This is a genomic window from Streptomyces sp. NPDC058295 (assembly GCF_042880655.1).
Taxonomy (GTDB): Bacteria; Actinomycetota; Actinomycetes; order Streptomycetales; family Streptomycetaceae; genus Streptomyces; species Streptomyces coriariae.
This window is the reverse complement of sequence record NZ_JBHVYO010000002.1, coordinates 376,856-392,136: the sequence shown is the minus strand read 5'-3', so window position 1 is coordinate 392,136 and position 15,281 is coordinate 376,856. Positions and strand designations below refer to the sequence as shown.

Genomic DNA, 15,281 nt, shown 5'->3' with positions numbered 1-15,281 from the left:
GCCGCGGGGCCGCCCGGTGCGTGCGGGCGTTCCCGGTGCCTCCGGGGCCGTCGCGCCGCGGACGCCGGGCGCCCGGAGGGGACACCGGCGCACGTTTGGCGGCTCCTGCCGGGGGGACGCGGAAACCTTCGTACGACAACCGTCCGAACCCCTTCGGAGGCCCACCGTGAGGCGTCCCCGCATCGTGATCGTCGGAGCCGGCTTCGCCGGGTACCGGACGGCCCGGACCCTGGCGCGGGCGGCCAGGGGCCGGGCCGACATCACTCTGCTCAACCCGACCGACTACTTCCTGTACCTGCCCCTGCTGCCCCAGGTGGCGGCGGGCATCCTGGAGCCGCGCCGGGTCACCGTCTCCCTGTCGGGGACCCTGCGCGAGGTGCGGCCGGTGCTCGGCGAGGCCGAGCACGTGGACCTCGACGCGCGCACCGTCCACTACACGAACCCCGAGGGGGACAGGGGCACGCTCGGTTACGACCGGCTCGTGCTGGCCGCCGGCAGCGTCAACAAGCTGCTGCCCATCCCCGGGGTCGCCGAGCACGCGCACGGGTTCCGCGGCCTGCCCGAAGCCCTCTATCTGCGCGATCACCTCACCCGGCAGGTGGAGTTGGCGGCTTCCGGCACGAACGCCGACGAGTGCACGGCGCGTTGCACGTTCGTCGTGGTCGGCGCGGGCTACACCGGTACCGAAGTCGCCGCGCAGGGACAGCTGTTCACCGACGCCCTGGTCCGCGCCCACCCCCTGCGGCGGGGCATACGGCCGCGCTGGCTGCTCCTCGACCTCGCGTCGCGCGTCCTGCCCGAGCTGGACGAACGGCTCTCCCGCACCGCCGACCGGGTGCTGCGCGCACGGGGCGTCGAGGTGCGCATGGGGACCTCCGTCAAGGAGGCCACCCGTGAGGGGGTCCTGCTGACCGACGGCGAGTTCGTCGACACCCGCACCCTGGCGTGGTGCGTGGGCGTACGGCCCGATCCCCTCGCGGAGTCGCTCGGGCTGCCCATGGAACGCGGGCGGTTGCTCGTCGAGCCGACGCTCCAGGTACCGGGCAGGCCCGAGGTGTTCGCGTGCGGTGACGCCGCCGCGGTACCGGATCTGGAGAGGCCCGGGGAGTACACGCCGATGACCGCGCAGCACGCCTGGCGGCAGGGCAAGGTGGCCGGGCGGAACGTGGCCGCCTCTCTCGTCGAGGGCGGCGGCGCGACCGGTCTGCGGCCCTACCGGCACAAGGACCTGGGGTTCGTCGTGGACCTGGGCGGGGTGCAGGCCGCCGCCAATCCGCTCGGCGTCCACCTGTCCGGCCCCGCGGCCGGCGCCGTCGCCCGTGGCTACCATCTCGCCGCCATGCCCGGCAACCGGGTGCGCGTCGCCGCCGACTGGCTGCTGGACGCCGTACTTCCGCGTCAGGACGTCCAGTTGGGCCTGGTCCGGTCCTGGTCGGTACCGCTGGACACCGCGTCGCCGGAACTGGCGCGGGTACCCGGGGACCAGCGGCACCAGTCCACGGCCTCCGGCCCCGGCGCGGCCACCGAGGAGGACGTGAACGCCGGGAGCGAAGCGGACGGCACGGACGGCACGGACGGCACGGACGACGAGAACGCGCACGGCAAGAACGCGCTCGGCAAGAGCACGGACGACAGGAACGAGGAGAACGACGTGAAGGACGTGAACGACGTGAACGACGGCAACAAGGCGAAGGACGGATCCGGCGAGCATCACCCCTCCCCGGAGGACGGTTCCCAGTCCATCACCTCGCCGACACCCGAGGTGGGACGGCATTCGGGCGGCGGGAACGGGTCCCGGGTGGGGCAGTCGTCCCCGGAGGAGGGTTCCCAGTCGATCGACTCGCCGACCCCCGAGGTGGGGCGGCACAGTTCGGGACCGGCGACCGAGGGGAGCGACGGGACCGCCGAGGGCAAGCCGGCCCCCGGCCCCGTAGAGGGCGGCGACCCCCGCGACTCCCGCGACGCCAAGGGAGACCGGTAGCCAGATGGACACCGCCGAACTCACCGAACTCGGCCAGCAGTTGCGGGTCGACAGTGTGCGTGCCTCCGCCGCCGCGGGCTCCGGGCATCCGACGTCCTCGATGTCGGCCGCGGACCTGATGGCCGTACTGCTCGCCAACCACTTCCGCTACGACTTCGACCGCCCGGCGCACCCGGGCAACGACCGCTTCGTCCTCTCGAAGGGCCATGCGTCCCCCCTGCTGTACTCGGCCTACAAGGCCGCCGGGGCCATCGACGACGAGGAACTGCTGACCTTCCGCGCCCTCGGCAGCCGGCTCGAGGGGCACCCCACCCCGCAACGGCTGCCGTGGGTCGAGACGGCCACCGGCTCGCTCGGCCAGGGTCTTCCGGTGGGCGTCGGCATCGCGCTGGCCGGGAAGCGGCTGGACCGCATCGGCTACCGCGTGTGGGTGGTGTGCGGGGACAGCGAGCTCGCCGAGGGCTCGGTGTGGGAGGCCGCCGAGCACGCGGGCCACGAACACCTCGACAACCTGACGGTGATCGTCGACGTCAACCGGCTCGGCCAGCGCGGCCCCACCCGGCACGGCCACGACCTCGGCGCCTACGCCCGCCGCTTCCAGGCCTTCGGCTGGCACACGATCGAGATCGACGGACACGACGTGGACGCCGTCGACCGCGCCTACGGCGAGGCAGCCTCCACCCTGGGGCAGCCCACCGCGATCCTCGCCCGCACCCTCAAGGGCAAGGGCGTCGGGTCCGTCGAGGACCGCGAGGGCCTGCACGGCAAGCCGCTGCCCGACGCCGACGAGGCCATCGAGGAACTGGGCGGCCTCCGTGACCTGCGGGTCCACGTACGGGAGCCGGCCGAGGCCCGCATGCTGCACTCCGTCCCGACCGGGCCCCTCGTGCTGCCCCGCTGGGAGGGGGAGGACCGCGAGAAGGGCGTGGCGACCCGTGACGCCTACGGCAAGGCCCTGGCCGCTCTCGGCGCCGCCCGCGAGGACATCGTCGCCCTCGACGGCGAGGTGAGCGACTCCACGCGCGCCGAAGCCTTCGCCAAGGAGCACCCGGACCGGTTCTTCGAGTGCTACATCGCCGAACAGCAGCTCGTCGCCGCCGCGGTCGGCCTCGCGACGCGCGGCTGGGTGCCGTACGCCTCGACGTTCGCGGCCTTCCTGACCCGGGCCCACGACTTCGTCCGGATGGCCGCGGTCAGCGGGGCCGGCATCAACCTCGTCGGCTCGCACGCGGGGGTCGCCATCGGACAGGACGGCCCCTCGCAGATGGGTCTGGAGGACCTGGCGATGTTCCGGGCCGTGCACGGCTCGACCGTGCTGTACCCGTGCGACCCCCACCAGACCGCCCGGCTCGTCGCCGCCATGGCCGGCCTGGACGGCGTCCGCTACCTGCGCACCTCGCGCGGCGCCGACCCGGTGCTCTACGGGCCGGACGAGGAGTTCCCCGTCGGCGGCAGCAAGGTGCTGCGCTCCTCCGACCGGGACCGGCTGACGATCGTCGCGGCCGGCGTCACCGTGCACGAGGCGTTGAAGGCCGCCGAGGCGCTGGACGGCGAGGGCATCGCGGCCCGGGTGATCGACCTGTACTCGGTCAAGCCCGTCGACCGGGCCACGCTGCGCCGGGCCGCCGAGGAGACCGGTCTGCTGCTGAGCGTGGAGGACCACCACGAGCAGGGCGGCCTCGGGGACGCGGTCCTCGACGCCTTCCTCGACGGGCGGCCGGTGCCCCGGCTGGTGCGGCTCGCCGTCCGGACGATGCCCGGCTCGGCGAGCCCGGCCGAGCAGCTGCACGCCGCGGGCATCGACGCCGAGTCGATCGCCGCGTCCGCCCGGCTGCTGGTGGAGCAGGCGATCGCGCCGTGAGCGGTGACGCCGTGCGGAAGGTGCGGGTGGGCCGACGCAGCGTCGAGGTCCACCGGCCGGACAAGGTGCTCTTCCCGGGCGGCGCGGAGGCGAAGCAGTACACGAAGGGCGATCTGGTGGCGTACTACCGGTCGGTCGCCGCGTTCATGGTTCCGCATCTGCGCGGCCGTCCGCTGATGCTGGAACGGCACCCGGACGGGATCGACGGGCCCCGCTTCATGCAGAAGAACACTCCCGAGCACTACCCGGAGTGGATCCCGCGGGCCGAGGTGGCCAAGGAGGGCGGCACCGTCCGCCACCCCGTCTGCGACGAGTCCGCCACCCTCGCCTACCTCGCCGACCAGGCGTGCCTCACCCTGCACCGCTGGCTGTCGCGGGTCGGCCGGGAGGAGCGTCCGGACCTGATGGTCTTCGACCTCGACCCGGCCGACGGCTCCGGCTTCGGCGCCGTCCGGGAGGCCGCCGAATGGCTCGGCGAGCTCCTCGACCAGCTGCGGCTGCCCTCGGCCCTGATGACGACGGGCTCGCGCGGACTGCACGTCGTCGTCCCGGTCGACGGGCACGACGACTTCGACGAGGTGCGCGGTTTCGCCCGGGACGCCGCCGAACTGCTCGTCGCCGAGCACCCCGACCGGCTGACCACGGCAGCCCGCAAGAAGGACCGCGGCGACCGGCTCTACCTGGACGTGCAGCGCAACGGCTACGCGCAGACCGCCGTCGCCCCCTGCACGGTGCGCGCGCTGCCGGGGGCGCCCGTCGCCACGCCCATCACCTGGGAGCAGCTGCACGATCCGGAGCTGGGCCCGCGCCGCTGGACCATCGCCGACGCCGCCGAGCAGGCCCACGCCCGTCCCTGGTCGGCGCTGCCGGGCCGCGGGCGTGCCCTCGGCCCGGCCCGGCGTCGGCTCGACGCACTCCGTGCCGCGTGAAGGTTTGACCAAGAGCCTTTGGGCCACCCGGAAGAAGAGGTGGCCATGGTGAACACAAAAAGCACAGCACAGTCACATGCGTCACGCAATGCACGCGACGCGCATGAATCACCTGAATCACACAATCCACAAAGTTCACGAACCTCGCGGACCGCGGAGGCCTCAGGGACCTCGCGAAGCCCGCAGGGTTCACCGGGACCGACGCAGAGACCGAAGCGACCGAAGAGACCACAGAGATCATCCCGTTCGGAGAGTCCGGAGGTTTCGCGGACTCGGACGAGCAAGGAAGGACAGGACGACGTGGCGGACGACCGGCCGAGCCCCATGGAGGTGCTGCGCCAGGCGCGCGCCCAGCTCACCGAGCTGACGGGGATGACCGCCGAGAGTGTCTCGTCCTTCGAGCAGACGGAGGACGGCTGGTCCCTGGACGTCGAGGTCCTGGAGCTGTCCCGCGTGCCCGACACGATGAGCCTGATGGCGAGCTACCAGGTCGAGCTCGATCCCGGTGGACAGCTCACCGGCTACCGGCGCGTCCGCCGCTACGAGCGGGGGCGCTCCGACGCACATCGGCCGGGCGGCCGCTAGGTCGCCGGCCCGCAGTCGTTCCCGATCATCCAATCCCAGACAAGGAGGCGCGGTCGACATGACCGTTGTTCCGGCCCAGCAGTCCGGCGGTGGAGGCGGCTCCAGCGGCCTCTACGACGTGCTGGAGCTCGTCCTCGACAGGGGTCTCGTCATCGACGCGTTCATACGGGTCTCCCTGGTCGGTATCGAGATCCTCAAGATCGACGTACGGGTCGTGGTGGCCAGCGTCGACACCTATCTGCGCTTCGCCGAGGCGTGCAACCGGCTGGACCTGGAGGCGGGGCCGCGCAAGAGCCCGGGCCTGCCCGACCTGGTCGGCGAGATCACCGAGTCCGGCGCGCGCGGCAAGTCCAAGGGCGCGCTGTCCGGCGCCGCGGAGACCATCTCCGGCGCCTTCAAGCAGGCCCGTGACGAGGGCTCCGAGCAGGAGGAGCGGACCTCCAGGCCGCGCGCCCGCAAGAGCACCACCGCGCGCCGGAAGGAGGAGCAGGAGTGAGCACCTACGTGTACGGCATCGTCGCGAGCTCGCACCCCGACCTTCCGGACGGCCTGGCCGGTGTCGGCGACCCGGCCCTGCCGGTGCGCGTCCTGAAGGAGGGCACCCTGGCGGCGGTCGTCAGCGACGCTCCCGAGGGGCTGCGGCCCAAACGCAGGGAGCTGCTCGCCCACCAGACCGTGCTCGCCGAGGCGGGAGCCGACGGCTGTGTGCTGCCCATGCGGTTCGGCAGTGTCGCCCCCGACGACAGTTCCGTCACCGGGGTCCTGGCCGAGCGCACCGAGCACTACGAGGAGCGCCTGCGGGCACTGGACGGCAAGGTCGAGTACAACATCAAGGCCTCGCACGTCGAGGAGGCCGTTCTGCACCAGGTGATGGCCGAGAGTCCCGAACTGCGGGGCCTCGCGGAGGCCAACCGGCAGTCGGGCGGCGGCAGTTACGAACAGAAGCTGCAGCTCGGCGAGATGGTGGCCGCCGCGGTGAAGGCCAAGGAGGCCGAGGACGCGGCCGACGTGCAGCAGAACCTCGAGCCGCTGGCCGCGGCCACCAGTGTGGGCCCCGAGTCCACCGGCTGGCTGGTCAACGTCTCGTTCCTGGTGGACCGCGACTCGGCGGCCCAGTTCCTGGAGGCCGCGGAGGAGCTCCGCAAGGGCCGTCCGCACCTCGAACTGCGCGTCAACGGGCCGCTGCCGCCGTACAGCTTCGTCGAGCCCGGCCCGGCCGAACCGGCGGGCACCACCACGGAGTAGGTGCGCCATGGGACTCATCTCAGAGGTGCTGTTGCTGCCGTTCGCCCCGGTGCGCGGTAGCGGTTGGGTGATCGGACAGGTGGTCCAGGAGGCCGAGCGGATCTACTACGACCCCTCCACGGTCCGGGCCGAACTCGCCCGTTTGGAAGAGCGGTTGGACGCCGGCGAGATCACTGAGGAGGAGTTCGACGAGCAGGAGGACGAACTCCTCGACCGGCTGGAGAGCGCGACGCGCAGAAGCGCGGGAACGGACGACGGGTGGACAGGATGAACCGAACGGCATTGGGCCTCGCGGTCGGGGCCGGGTACTTCCTCGGACGTACCAAGAAACTGAAACTGGCCTTCGCCGTCGGCTCCTTGGTGGCCGGCAAGCGGATGAACCTGACCCCCAAGGGAATCGCGGACCTGGTCTCCAAGCAGCTGCAGGACAACCCGCAGTTCAAGGAGATCGGCGACCAGCTGCGCCAGGACCTGCGCGGGGTCGGCAAGGCCGCCTCCGGCGCCATGGTCGAGCGGCAGATCGAGGCGCTCGCGGACCGGCTGCACGGCCGCACCGCCGAGGTGCGCGACCAGCTGGAGGGAGTCGTGCCCGGGCAGGACGCGGACGACGAGGCGGACGAGGAGTACGACGAGCCTCAGGACGCCGAGGAGGACGACGAGCCTCAGGACGCCGAGGAGGACGAGGAGCCGCAGGACGCCTCCGAGGAGGACGACGAGGGCGAAGAGGAGGAACCGCCGAGGAAGACGGCGAAGAAGGCGCCCGCGAAGAAGGCGCCCGCCAAGAAGGCCCCCGCGAAGAAGGCGCCCGCCAAGAAGGCCCCGGCCCGCGCCACGGCCGCGAAGAAGACCGCGTCGGCCGGCAAGACGGGCGCGAGGACCGCATCTAGGGCCGCCTCCGGTACCGGTTCCCGGGCCCGGCGGCCGAAGGGAGGCGGTGACCGATGACCGAAACCCTCGGATCCGCCAAGTCCGCGACCTCCGCGGCCGGCAAGGCGGCGGGCGGCAACCCGCTCTCCGGCGTGGCCCACAGCGAGGCCGCCGACCGGCTCAAGGAAGAGGTGCAGGAGTACCTCGCCGCGCAGGCCACCCGCCTGCTGACCGGTGTCGGCCAGAAGCTCGGGGAGACCACGGGCAAGCTCAACGACATCGCCGAGGGCAACAGCCCTGGCTTCGCCAAGCTCGCCCTCGAAGGCGGCCGCAAGGTCGCCGAGGGCAAGGGACCGCTGCGCACCGCGCTGGAGCTCGGCGGCTCGCGGGTCAAGGACAAGGTGACCGGAGCCTTCAAGAACCTCGGCGGCAAGGGCGGCAAGGGCAAGAAGAGCGCCGGCAAGAAGCCGACCGTGATCATGGAGACGATCGACGTCGGCGTGCCGCTGCGCACCGCCTACGACCAGTGGACGCAGTACCAGGACTTCAGCACCTTCGCCAAGGGCGTCAAAAGCGCGAACCGCGCCGACGACGTCACCAGCGACTGGCAGGCGAAGGTCTTCTGGTCCAACCGCAGCTGGAAGGCGAAGACCACCGAGCAGGTGCCGGACGACCGGATCGCCTGGACGTCGGAGGGCGCCAAGGGCACGACGAAGGGCGTCGTCTCCTTCCACGAGCTCGCCGAGAACCTCACCCGGATCCTGCTGGTCATCGAGTACTACCCGACGGGTCTGTTCGAGAAGACCGGCAACATCTGGCGCGCCCAGGGCCGCCGTGCCCGCCTCGACCTGAAGAACTTCGCCCGCTTCATCACCATCAAGGGGGAGGCGGAGGACAGCTGGCGCGGTGAGATCCGCGACGGCGAGGTCGTCACGTCCCACGAGGACGCGGTCGCCCAGGAGGACGAGGAGAACGAGGAGAACGAGGAGCCCGAGGAGGGTGCCGAGGCGCGGGATGCCGAGGACACCGCCCCGGAGGACGATGAGGAGTACGAGGACGACGAGGGCCCGACCGCCGAGGACGAGGAGGCGGAGCCCGAGGGCGAGTACGAGGAGGAGGACGAAGCCGAGGAGGGCGAGCCGGAGGCCGCCGAGGACGAGTACGAGGAGTACGACGACGAGGAGGAGCCCGAGGAGGAGCCCCGGGCCGAGGACACCCGTGAGAAGGCCAGGGCCCGTCGATGAGCATGCCGAGCCGGATGCCGGAGCCGTACGGCCAGGGCGGCGGAGCCAACCTCGCGGACATCCTGGAACGCGTCCTCGACAAGGGCATCGTCATCGCGGGCGACATCCGGATCAACCTGCTCGACATCGAACTGCTCACCATCAAGCTCCGGCTCATCGTCGCCTCCGTCGACAAAGCCAAGGAGATGGGCATCGACTGGTGGGAGGACGACCCGGCCCTTTCCTCCGGCGCCCGCCGCAACGAACTGGCGCGTGAGAACGCCGAGTTGCGAGAGCGGCTGGCGCGGCTGGAGGAACTGGAGCTGGGCCGCGCCCCGGAGGAGAGCCGCGCACCGAAGAAGGGCCGGGCTCCGAGTGAGAGCCGGGCCCCGCAGGACGTCCGAGAGGAGTCACCATGACCGGACTGCGGTACGTGTACGCCGTCTGCCACCCCCTCGGCGCGCCTCTCCAGGCCGACCTGCCGGGGGTGGCGGGCGATCCGCCCCGACTGCTCACCCACCGCGGCCTGATCGCCGTGGTCAGCCATGTGCCGGAGCGGGACTTCGCGGAGGAGCCACTGCGCCGCCGCCTGGAGGACCTGGACTGGCTGACGGAGACCGCCCGCGCCCATCAGCAGGTGATCGACTCCCTCACGGCCGTCACCACTCCGCTGCCGCTCCGGCTCGCCACGGTGTTCCGGGACGACAGCGGGGTCCGCGTGATGATGGAGGAGCGCGAGGAGGACTTCCGGCGCGTCCTGGACCGGCTCGCGGGGCGGGTCGAGTGGGGGGTGAAGGTGTATGTCGAGCCCGAGGCGCAGGAGGCCGAGCAGGCCGTGACGAAGCCCGCTTCGGGCCGGGACTACCTGATGCAGCGGCGCACGAAGGCCCGGGCCCACGACGACACCTGGCAGCGGGCCGAGCGGTTCGCCGGAAGTCTCCACGAGACGTTGTCCGCGCACGCCGAGGACGCCCGCCTCCACCCGCCGCAGAACTCCGCCCTTTCCAAGGCGTCGGGACAGAATGTCCTGAACGCCGCCTATCTCGTTTCGCGTGCGGAGTCCGAGGAATTCGTGGAAATGGTGGACCGCACCAAGGGGGAGGAATCCGGAATGCGTGTCGAACTCACGGGGCCATGGGCCGCCTATTCCTTCGTGGAGTCCGCCGGTGAGCCGGGGGAGGGCGCATGACCGTGGTGGAGCGCCGTGAGGTCGCCCTCGTCGACCTCCTCGACCGGCTGCTGGCCGGCGGGGTCGTCATCACCGGGGACATCACGCTGCGCATCGCGGACGTCGACCTCGTCCGCATCGACCTCAACGCGCTGATCAGCTCCGTCAATGAGCAAGTACCGTCGCCATGGGGGGATTCGCCGTGACCGAACGCCGCAACCACCTCGACCTCGAGCCGGACACCGTCGAGCGCGATCTGGTGAAACTCGTCCTGACCGTCGTGGAGTTGCTGCGCCAGCTGATGGAGCGGCAGGCGCTGCGCCGCTTCGACACGGGTGACCTGAACGAGGAGCAGGAGGAGCGGATCGGGCTCACTCTGATGCTGCTCGACGACCGCATGACCGAGCTGCGCGAACGCTACGGACTGCGGCCCGAGGACCTGAATCTGGACCTCGGGCCGCTGGGACCGCTGCTTCCCCGGGAGTGAGTCGCTCACGCCCGGGGAAGCGGGTGTTGCTTATTGCTTTATCGCTTCGGTGCCTCGGTTCACCACCTGTACCAGCGACCCCTGCCTCCCGCGGAATTGGTTCCGCGAGCCAGGAAGCCGAGCAGCCAGAGGACGAGGACCGCGAGTGCGATCCACCAGAGCAACTTCACCGCGAATCCGGCGCCGAAAAGAATCAGCACCAGCAGCAGAACCAGCAGAACGGGAACCATAGTGTCAACCTCCTGCAATGCGGGTTTCCCGGATTCCGGAAATCATTCGCGCGTCATTTACGAATCGTCCACGAGCCGTCCGCGGATCTTCCGTGACGCGTGCGCACATCCGTGACGTCCGCATGCCGCGTGCGTGATGCACACGTGATTCCTTCCGCTCGGTCCGCGGATCAGCCGGCCTTCCGGCACAGGATCTCCGCGTGCAGGACGCTGAACCAGCCGTCCTCCCGTCGCCCCCACTCCCGCCAGGCCTCCGACACGGCGTGCAGTTCCTCCACCGTGGCGTGCCCGCCCTCCGTGGCGCGTTCGGCGTACGCCGAGGCCACGGTGCGGTCGGCCCACAGGCCGCTCCACCAGGCCCGCTCCTCGGCGGTGCTGAAGGTCCAGGTGGCGGAGGTGGCCGTGATGTCGGTGAACCCCGCGGTCAGCGCCCAGGACTTCAGCCGGCGCCCGGCGTCCGGTTCGCCGCCGTTGGCCCGGGCCACCCGGCGGTACAGGTCCAGCCAGTCGTCCATCCCGGACGAGGCGGGGTACCAGGTCATCGCCGCGTAGTCCGAGTCGCGGACGGCGACGTACCCGCCCGGCTTCGTCACCCGCAGCATCTCGCGCAGCGCCTGCACCGGGTCGCCCACATGCTGGAGCACCTGGTGGGCGTGGACGACGCAGAAGGTGTCGTCCGGGTAGGCCAGGGCGTGCACGTCGGCGACCGCGAAGTCGATGTTGGCCAGACCCCGCTCGGCGGCCGTGGCCCGCGCCTGCTCCAGGATTCCCGGCGCGTGATCGACGCCGGTGACGTGCCCGTCGGGGACCAGGGCGGCCAGGTCGGCGGTGATGGTGCCGGGACCGCAGCCGATGTCCAGGATCTTCATGTGGGGCTTCAGCGAACCGAGCAGGTAGGCCGCGGAGTTGGCGGCGGTCCGCCAGGTGTGCGAACGCAGCACCGACTCGTGGTGTCCGTGCGTGTAGACGGCCGTCTCCTGTGCTTTCGGCATGGCTCTACCCCTTCTCGACGAACCGGGTCCCCGGTTCCCACACGGTACGCCGATGCTCGGATGGTGAGACCGATCGTCTTGGAATGTGGGCTGACGGTTCGTCAGGCGTCTTCCGCGCCCGGGTGACTTCGCCGTCGCAGGCGCGCGGCGTGCCGGACGGCGAACGCGGCGCCGACGCCCAGCGCCGCGCCCGCGAGCACGTCGCTCGGGAAGTGGACGCCGGTGTACACCCGGGACATCGCCACCGAGAACGCGACCGGCGCCACCACCGCGCCCCAGACCGGCGACTCCAGGGCGATGCCGGCCGCGAACGCGGCCGCCGACGCGGAGTGACCGGACGGGAAGGAGGTGGTGATCGGCTGCCGCTTCAGCCGCCGCCCCAGCGGCACCGCGTCCAGCCCGGGCCGGGACCGGCGCACCGAACGCTTGCCGAGGGTGTTGATGGTGAGGGACGCCAAGCCGAGGGAGGCCAGCCCGCGCGCGGCGGCGCGGCGGGCCCGGGGCGTGCCGGACACGGCGACGGCCGCCGCCGTCGCGAACCAGAGCACGCCGTGGTTCGCGCTGCGGCTCAGTCGCGGCAGGATCGGTTCGGCGGCCGGCCAGTGCCGCTCGGCGGCGAACGCGAACACCTGGTCGTCGAGGGCGAGAAACAGATCGCGCGGGCCGTGCCGGCCGGGCTTCAGGACGGTGAGATCGACGTCGGGCATCATGCGCTGCGGGTACCCTGAAGTGGCCGTTTCTTGTGCGGGGGCGGCTTTCGACATCGGAGGGTCACTGCATGCGACTGCTGCTCGTCCGCCACGGCCAGACCCCCTCGAACGTGGACTACCTGCTCGACACCGCCGTTCCCGGGCCCGGCCTCACCGAACTCGGCGCGCAGCAGGCCGCCGCCCTTCCGCAGGCCCTCGCCGACGAGGACATCGAGGTCCTCTACGGCTCCACCCTGGTGCGCACCCGGCTGACCGCCGCCCCGCTGGCCGCCGCCCGCGGTCTCGACGTCCTGGTCCGCGACGGCATCCGGGAGATCTCCGCGGGCGACCTGGAGATGGTGCCCGGCAACTCGGAGCGCGGCGAGCTCTACATGCGCACGGTGTTCGCCTGGGCGGCGGGCGACGTCGAGCTGCGCATGCCGGGCGGCGAGAGCGGTACCGAGTTCCTGGCGCGGTACGACGCCGTGGTCGCCGAGGCCGCGGCGAGCGGCGCGGGCACCGTCGTGATGGTCAGCCACGGCGCCGCGATCCGCGCCTGGGCGGCCACCCGCGCCGACAACGTCGACGTTCCCTTCGCCGCGGCCAACCGGCTCGCCAACACCGGCACCGTCGTCCTCGAGGGCTCCCCGGCCGACGGCTGGAAGGCCCTGTCCTGGGCGGGAGCGACGGTCGTGCCGGCGGGCCAGGCAGGCCCGGCGGGGCAGCCGGTGGCGGGCGCCGGCGGCTGACGGGCGGCGGCGCGCCCTCCCCGGCCCGCCGCGCATAACGGTTTGCCGCATCCCGTGGGCGGACCGCAGAATGCCTCCCCATGGGACACCTGGAAGCCGCGCACCTCGAGTACTACCTCCCCGACGGGAGGGCGTTGCTCGGCGACGTGTCCTTCCGGGTGGGCGAAGGGGCCGTGGTGGCGCTGGTCGGACCCAACGGCGCCGGCAAGACGACCCTGCTGCGGCTGATCTCGGCCGAGCTGAAACCGCACGGCGGGACCGTCACCGTGTCCGGCGGCCTCGGCGTGATGCGCCAGTTCGTGGGCTCCGTGCGGGACGAGACGACCGTCCGCGACCTGCTGGTGTCCGTGGCCTCGCCCCGCATCCGTGAGGTCGCGCGGGCCGTCGACAAGGCCGAGCACGCGATCATGACCGTCGACGACGAGGCCGCGCAGCTCCAGTACGCGCAGGCCCTCTCCGACTGGGCCGAGGTGCGCGGGTACGAGGCCGAGACGCTCTGGGACATGTGCACCACGGCCGCGCTCGGCGTCCCCTACGACAAGGCCCAGTTCCGCCTCGTCCGCACCCTCTCCGGCGGCGAGCAGAAGCGGCTCGTGCTGGAGGCGCTGCTGCGCGGCACCGACGAGGTGCTGCTGCTCGACGAGCCGGACAACTACCTCGACGTGCCCGGCAAGCGGTGGCTGGAGGAACGGCTGAAGGAGACCCGCAAGACGGTCCTCTTCGTCTCCCACGACCGCGAGCTCCTCTCCCGCGCCGCCGAGAAGATCGTCTCCGTCGAGCCCGGCCCGGCCGGCGCCGACGCCTGGGTGCACGGCGGCGGTTTCGCCACCTACCACGAGGCCCGCCGCGAACGCTTCGCCCGCTTCGAGGAGCTGCGCCGCCGCTGGGACGAGAAGCACGCCCAACTGAAGAAGTTGGTCCTGAGCCTCCGTCAGGCCGCCTCCATCAGCCATGAGTTGGCCTCCCGCTATCAGGCCGCCCAGACCCGGCTGCGCAAGTTCGAGGAGGCAGGACCGCCGCCGGAGCCGCCCCGCGAGCAGGACATCACGATGCGCCTGAAGGGCGGCCGCACCGGTGTGCGGGCGGTCACCTGCAAGGGACTCGAGCTCACCGGTCTGATGAAGCCCTTCGACCTGGAGGTCTTCTACGGCGAGCGGGTCGCCGTCCTCGGCTCGAACGGTTCGGGCAAGTCGCACTTCCTGCGGCTGCTGGCCGGCGACACCGTGACGCACACGGGGGAGTGGAAGCTCGGCGCGCGCGTGGTGCCCGGGCACTTCGCCCAGACCCACGCCCACCCCGAGCTCCTGGGCCGTACCCTCCTGGACATCCTGTGGAGCGAACACTCCCAGGACCGGGGCGCGGCCATGTCCCGGCTGCGCCGCTACGAGCTGACCCAGCAGGCCGAACAGAGCTTCGACCGGCTCTCCGGCGGCCAGCAGGCCCGCTTCCAGATCCTGCTGCTGGAACTGCAGGGCGTCACGGCCCTGCTCCTCGACGAGCCGACCGACAACCTCGACCTGGAGTCCGCCGAAGCCCTCCAGGAGGGCCTCGAGGCCTTCGACGGTACGGTCCTCGCCGTCACCCACGACCGCTGGTTCGCCCGTTCCTTCGACCGCTACCTGGTCTTCGGCAGCGACGGCCGCGTCCGGGAGACCCCGGAGCCCGTGTGGGACGAGCGGCGCGTGGAGCGGGCCAGGTAGGGAGCCGGCCCGCACGGAGGGCCCGGGGGCCGGAATGTTCGTACAGTGGAGGCGGAGACGTGCTCCCGGGTGGGGTACCCGAACCGCATGGACGAACACGACGAGCGGGGCATGACCATGACCGGAGTCGACCCGGACCGGCTGGACGACCAGCAGCTGATGAAAGAGCTGGAGACGATCCACCGCACGCGCCACGACACCCTGCTGTACGGCTCGAACGACGCCCTGCGCGCCCACAACGGCCGCATGGCCCAGCTGGAGGGCGAGTACCTGCGCCGTAACCCGCGCCGCTTCGTCTCCCCGGGCCGCACCCGGGACGGGGCGAGGGAACGGGCCGTCGGAGTCGACGACGCCCGGCCCCCGCGCCGGGCTCCGGCCGGGGGCCGGGCGCCCGGGGAGGGCGGCGGTCCGGCGGGCACCCCGGCCGGCAAGTGGGGTCCGGGACGCCCGGGAACGCCGAGCGGCTCCGGCGGGGTCTGAGCCCACCGGAGCCGTACGACCGCTGCGCGGTCTCTCGTGTGTATCCGGACGCCTGTGTGTGTCCGGTTGGTCGCAGACTGTCTACAGTGTCCCGC

At 71.9% G+C, this 15,281-nt stretch carries 15 protein-coding genes and 4 pseudogenes; 16 read left to right on the top strand and 3 right to left on the bottom strand.

From position 1 onward, the window contains the following. The first annotated feature begins 166 nt into the window (after positions 1-166). The 13 genes and pseudogenes from ACFVYS_RS04090 to ACFVYS_RS04030 all read left to right on the top strand — a co-directional run bounded on the left by ACFVYS_RS04090 (position 167) and on the right by ACFVYS_RS04030 (position 10,346). Positions 167-1,981, top strand: a complete 1,815-nt coding sequence (locus ACFVYS_RS04090) for an FAD-dependent oxidoreductase (protein WP_389498600.1) — start codon at positions 167-169, stop codon at positions 1,979-1,981. A 4-nt stretch (positions 1,982-1,985) separates the two neighbouring features. Beyond that, entirely contained in the window at positions 1,986-3,842 is a 1,857-nt protein-coding gene (locus ACFVYS_RS04085; protein WP_389498598.1) for a transketolase, read from the top strand. Continuing rightward, entirely contained in the window at positions 3,839-4,771 is a 933-nt protein-coding gene (ligD, locus tag ACFVYS_RS04080) for a non-homologous end-joining DNA ligase (protein WP_389498597.1), read from the top strand. The genes ACFVYS_RS04085 and ligD overlap by 4 nt, the downstream gene beginning before the upstream one ends. A 237-nt stretch (positions 4,772-5,008) precedes the next feature. Then, a pseudogene (locus ACFVYS_RS04075) lies at positions 5,009-5,356 on the top strand (gas vesicle protein); the annotation flags it as partial. Positions 5,357-5,414: 58 nt separating this feature from the next. Continuing rightward, entirely contained in the window at positions 5,415-5,852 is a 438-nt protein-coding gene (locus ACFVYS_RS04070; RefSeq protein ID WP_054241599.1) for a gas vesicle structural protein GvpA, read from the top strand. Continuing rightward, positions 5,849-6,601, top strand: a complete 753-nt coding sequence (locus ACFVYS_RS04065; protein ID WP_389498595.1) for a GvpL/GvpF family gas vesicle protein — start codon at positions 5,849-5,851, stop codon at positions 6,599-6,601. The genes ACFVYS_RS04070 and ACFVYS_RS04065 overlap by 4 nt, the downstream gene beginning before the upstream one ends. A gap of 7 nt (positions 6,602-6,608) precedes the next feature. Beyond that, positions 6,609-6,872: a gas vesicle protein GvpG gene (locus ACFVYS_RS04060; protein ID WP_389498593.1), complete on the top strand. Its 264-nt coding sequence runs from the start codon at positions 6,609-6,611 to the stop codon at positions 6,870-6,872. After that, positions 6,869-7,546, top strand: coding sequence for a DNA primase (locus ACFVYS_RS04055; RefSeq protein WP_389498591.1), 678 nt, complete (start codon positions 6,869-6,871; stop codon positions 7,544-7,546). The genes ACFVYS_RS04060 and ACFVYS_RS04055 overlap by 4 nt, the downstream gene beginning before the upstream one ends. Continuing rightward, positions 7,543-8,712 carry an SRPBCC family protein gene (locus tag ACFVYS_RS04050; RefSeq protein WP_389498589.1) on the top strand — a complete coding sequence of 390 codons (1,170 nt, stop codon included), beginning with the start codon at positions 7,543-7,545 and terminating at the stop codon, positions 8,710-8,712. The genes ACFVYS_RS04055 and ACFVYS_RS04050 overlap by 4 nt, the downstream gene beginning before the upstream one ends. Then, positions 8,709-9,038: pseudogene (locus ACFVYS_RS04045) on the top strand (gas vesicle protein); the annotation flags it as partial. The gene ACFVYS_RS04050 and the pseudogene ACFVYS_RS04045, both read left to right, overlap by 4 nt. 68 nt (positions 9,039-9,106) lie before the next feature. Then, positions 9,107-9,880 (top strand): GvpL/GvpF family gas vesicle protein, encoded by a 774-nt coding sequence (locus ACFVYS_RS04040; RefSeq protein ID WP_389498587.1) that lies wholly within the window; start codon positions 9,107-9,109, stop codon positions 9,878-9,880. Continuing rightward, positions 9,877-10,065, top strand: coding sequence for a gas vesicle protein (locus ACFVYS_RS04035; RefSeq protein WP_142266908.1), 189 nt, complete (start codon positions 9,877-9,879; stop codon positions 10,063-10,065). The genes ACFVYS_RS04040 and ACFVYS_RS04035 overlap by 4 nt, the downstream gene beginning before the upstream one ends. Then, the gene (locus tag ACFVYS_RS04030; RefSeq protein WP_327185915.1) at positions 10,047-10,346 is read left to right on the top strand and encodes a gas vesicle protein K; all 300 of its coding nucleotides are present in this window, start codon (positions 10,047-10,049) and stop codon (positions 10,344-10,346) included. The genes ACFVYS_RS04035 and ACFVYS_RS04030 overlap by 19 nt, the downstream gene beginning before the upstream one ends. A gap of 59 nt (positions 10,347-10,405) precedes the next feature. Here the strand turns inward: ACFVYS_RS04030 and ACFVYS_RS04025 are convergent, their stop codons facing one another. The 3 genes and pseudogenes from ACFVYS_RS04025 to ACFVYS_RS04015 all read right to left on the bottom strand — a co-directional run. Further along, on the bottom strand, positions 10,406-10,576 hold the full coding sequence (locus ACFVYS_RS04025) for a hypothetical protein (RefSeq protein WP_054241705.1): 171 nt from the start codon (positions 10,574-10,576) through the stop codon (positions 10,406-10,408). A gap of 170 nt (positions 10,577-10,746) precedes the next feature. After that, complete coding sequence (locus tag ACFVYS_RS04020) at positions 10,747-11,568, bottom strand: class I SAM-dependent methyltransferase (RefSeq protein ID WP_389498585.1); 822 nt, start codon at positions 11,566-11,568, stop codon at positions 10,747-10,749. 113 nt (positions 11,569-11,681) lie between these two features. Beyond that, positions 11,682-12,278 (bottom strand): annotated as a pseudogene (locus ACFVYS_RS04015) (phosphatase PAP2 family protein); the annotation flags it as partial. 68 nt (positions 12,279-12,346) lie between these two features. Between ACFVYS_RS04015 and ACFVYS_RS04010 the strand changes: the two are divergent. The 3 genes and pseudogenes from ACFVYS_RS04010 to ACFVYS_RS04000 all read left to right on the top strand — a co-directional run. After that, complete coding sequence (locus tag ACFVYS_RS04010) at positions 12,347-13,006, top strand: histidine phosphatase family protein (RefSeq protein ID WP_389498583.1); 660 nt, start codon at positions 12,347-12,349, stop codon at positions 13,004-13,006. A gap of 80 nt (positions 13,007-13,086) precedes the next feature. Further along, positions 13,087-14,706: an ABC-F family ATP-binding cassette domain-containing protein gene (locus ACFVYS_RS04005; RefSeq protein ID WP_389498581.1), complete on the top strand. Its 1,620-nt coding sequence runs from the start codon at positions 13,087-13,089 to the stop codon at positions 14,704-14,706. Positions 14,707-14,793: 87 nt separating this feature from the next. Further along, positions 14,794-15,048, top strand: a pseudogene (locus ACFVYS_RS04000) (DUF6158 family protein); the annotation flags it as partial. Between the last annotated feature and the right edge of the window lie 233 nt (positions 15,049-15,281).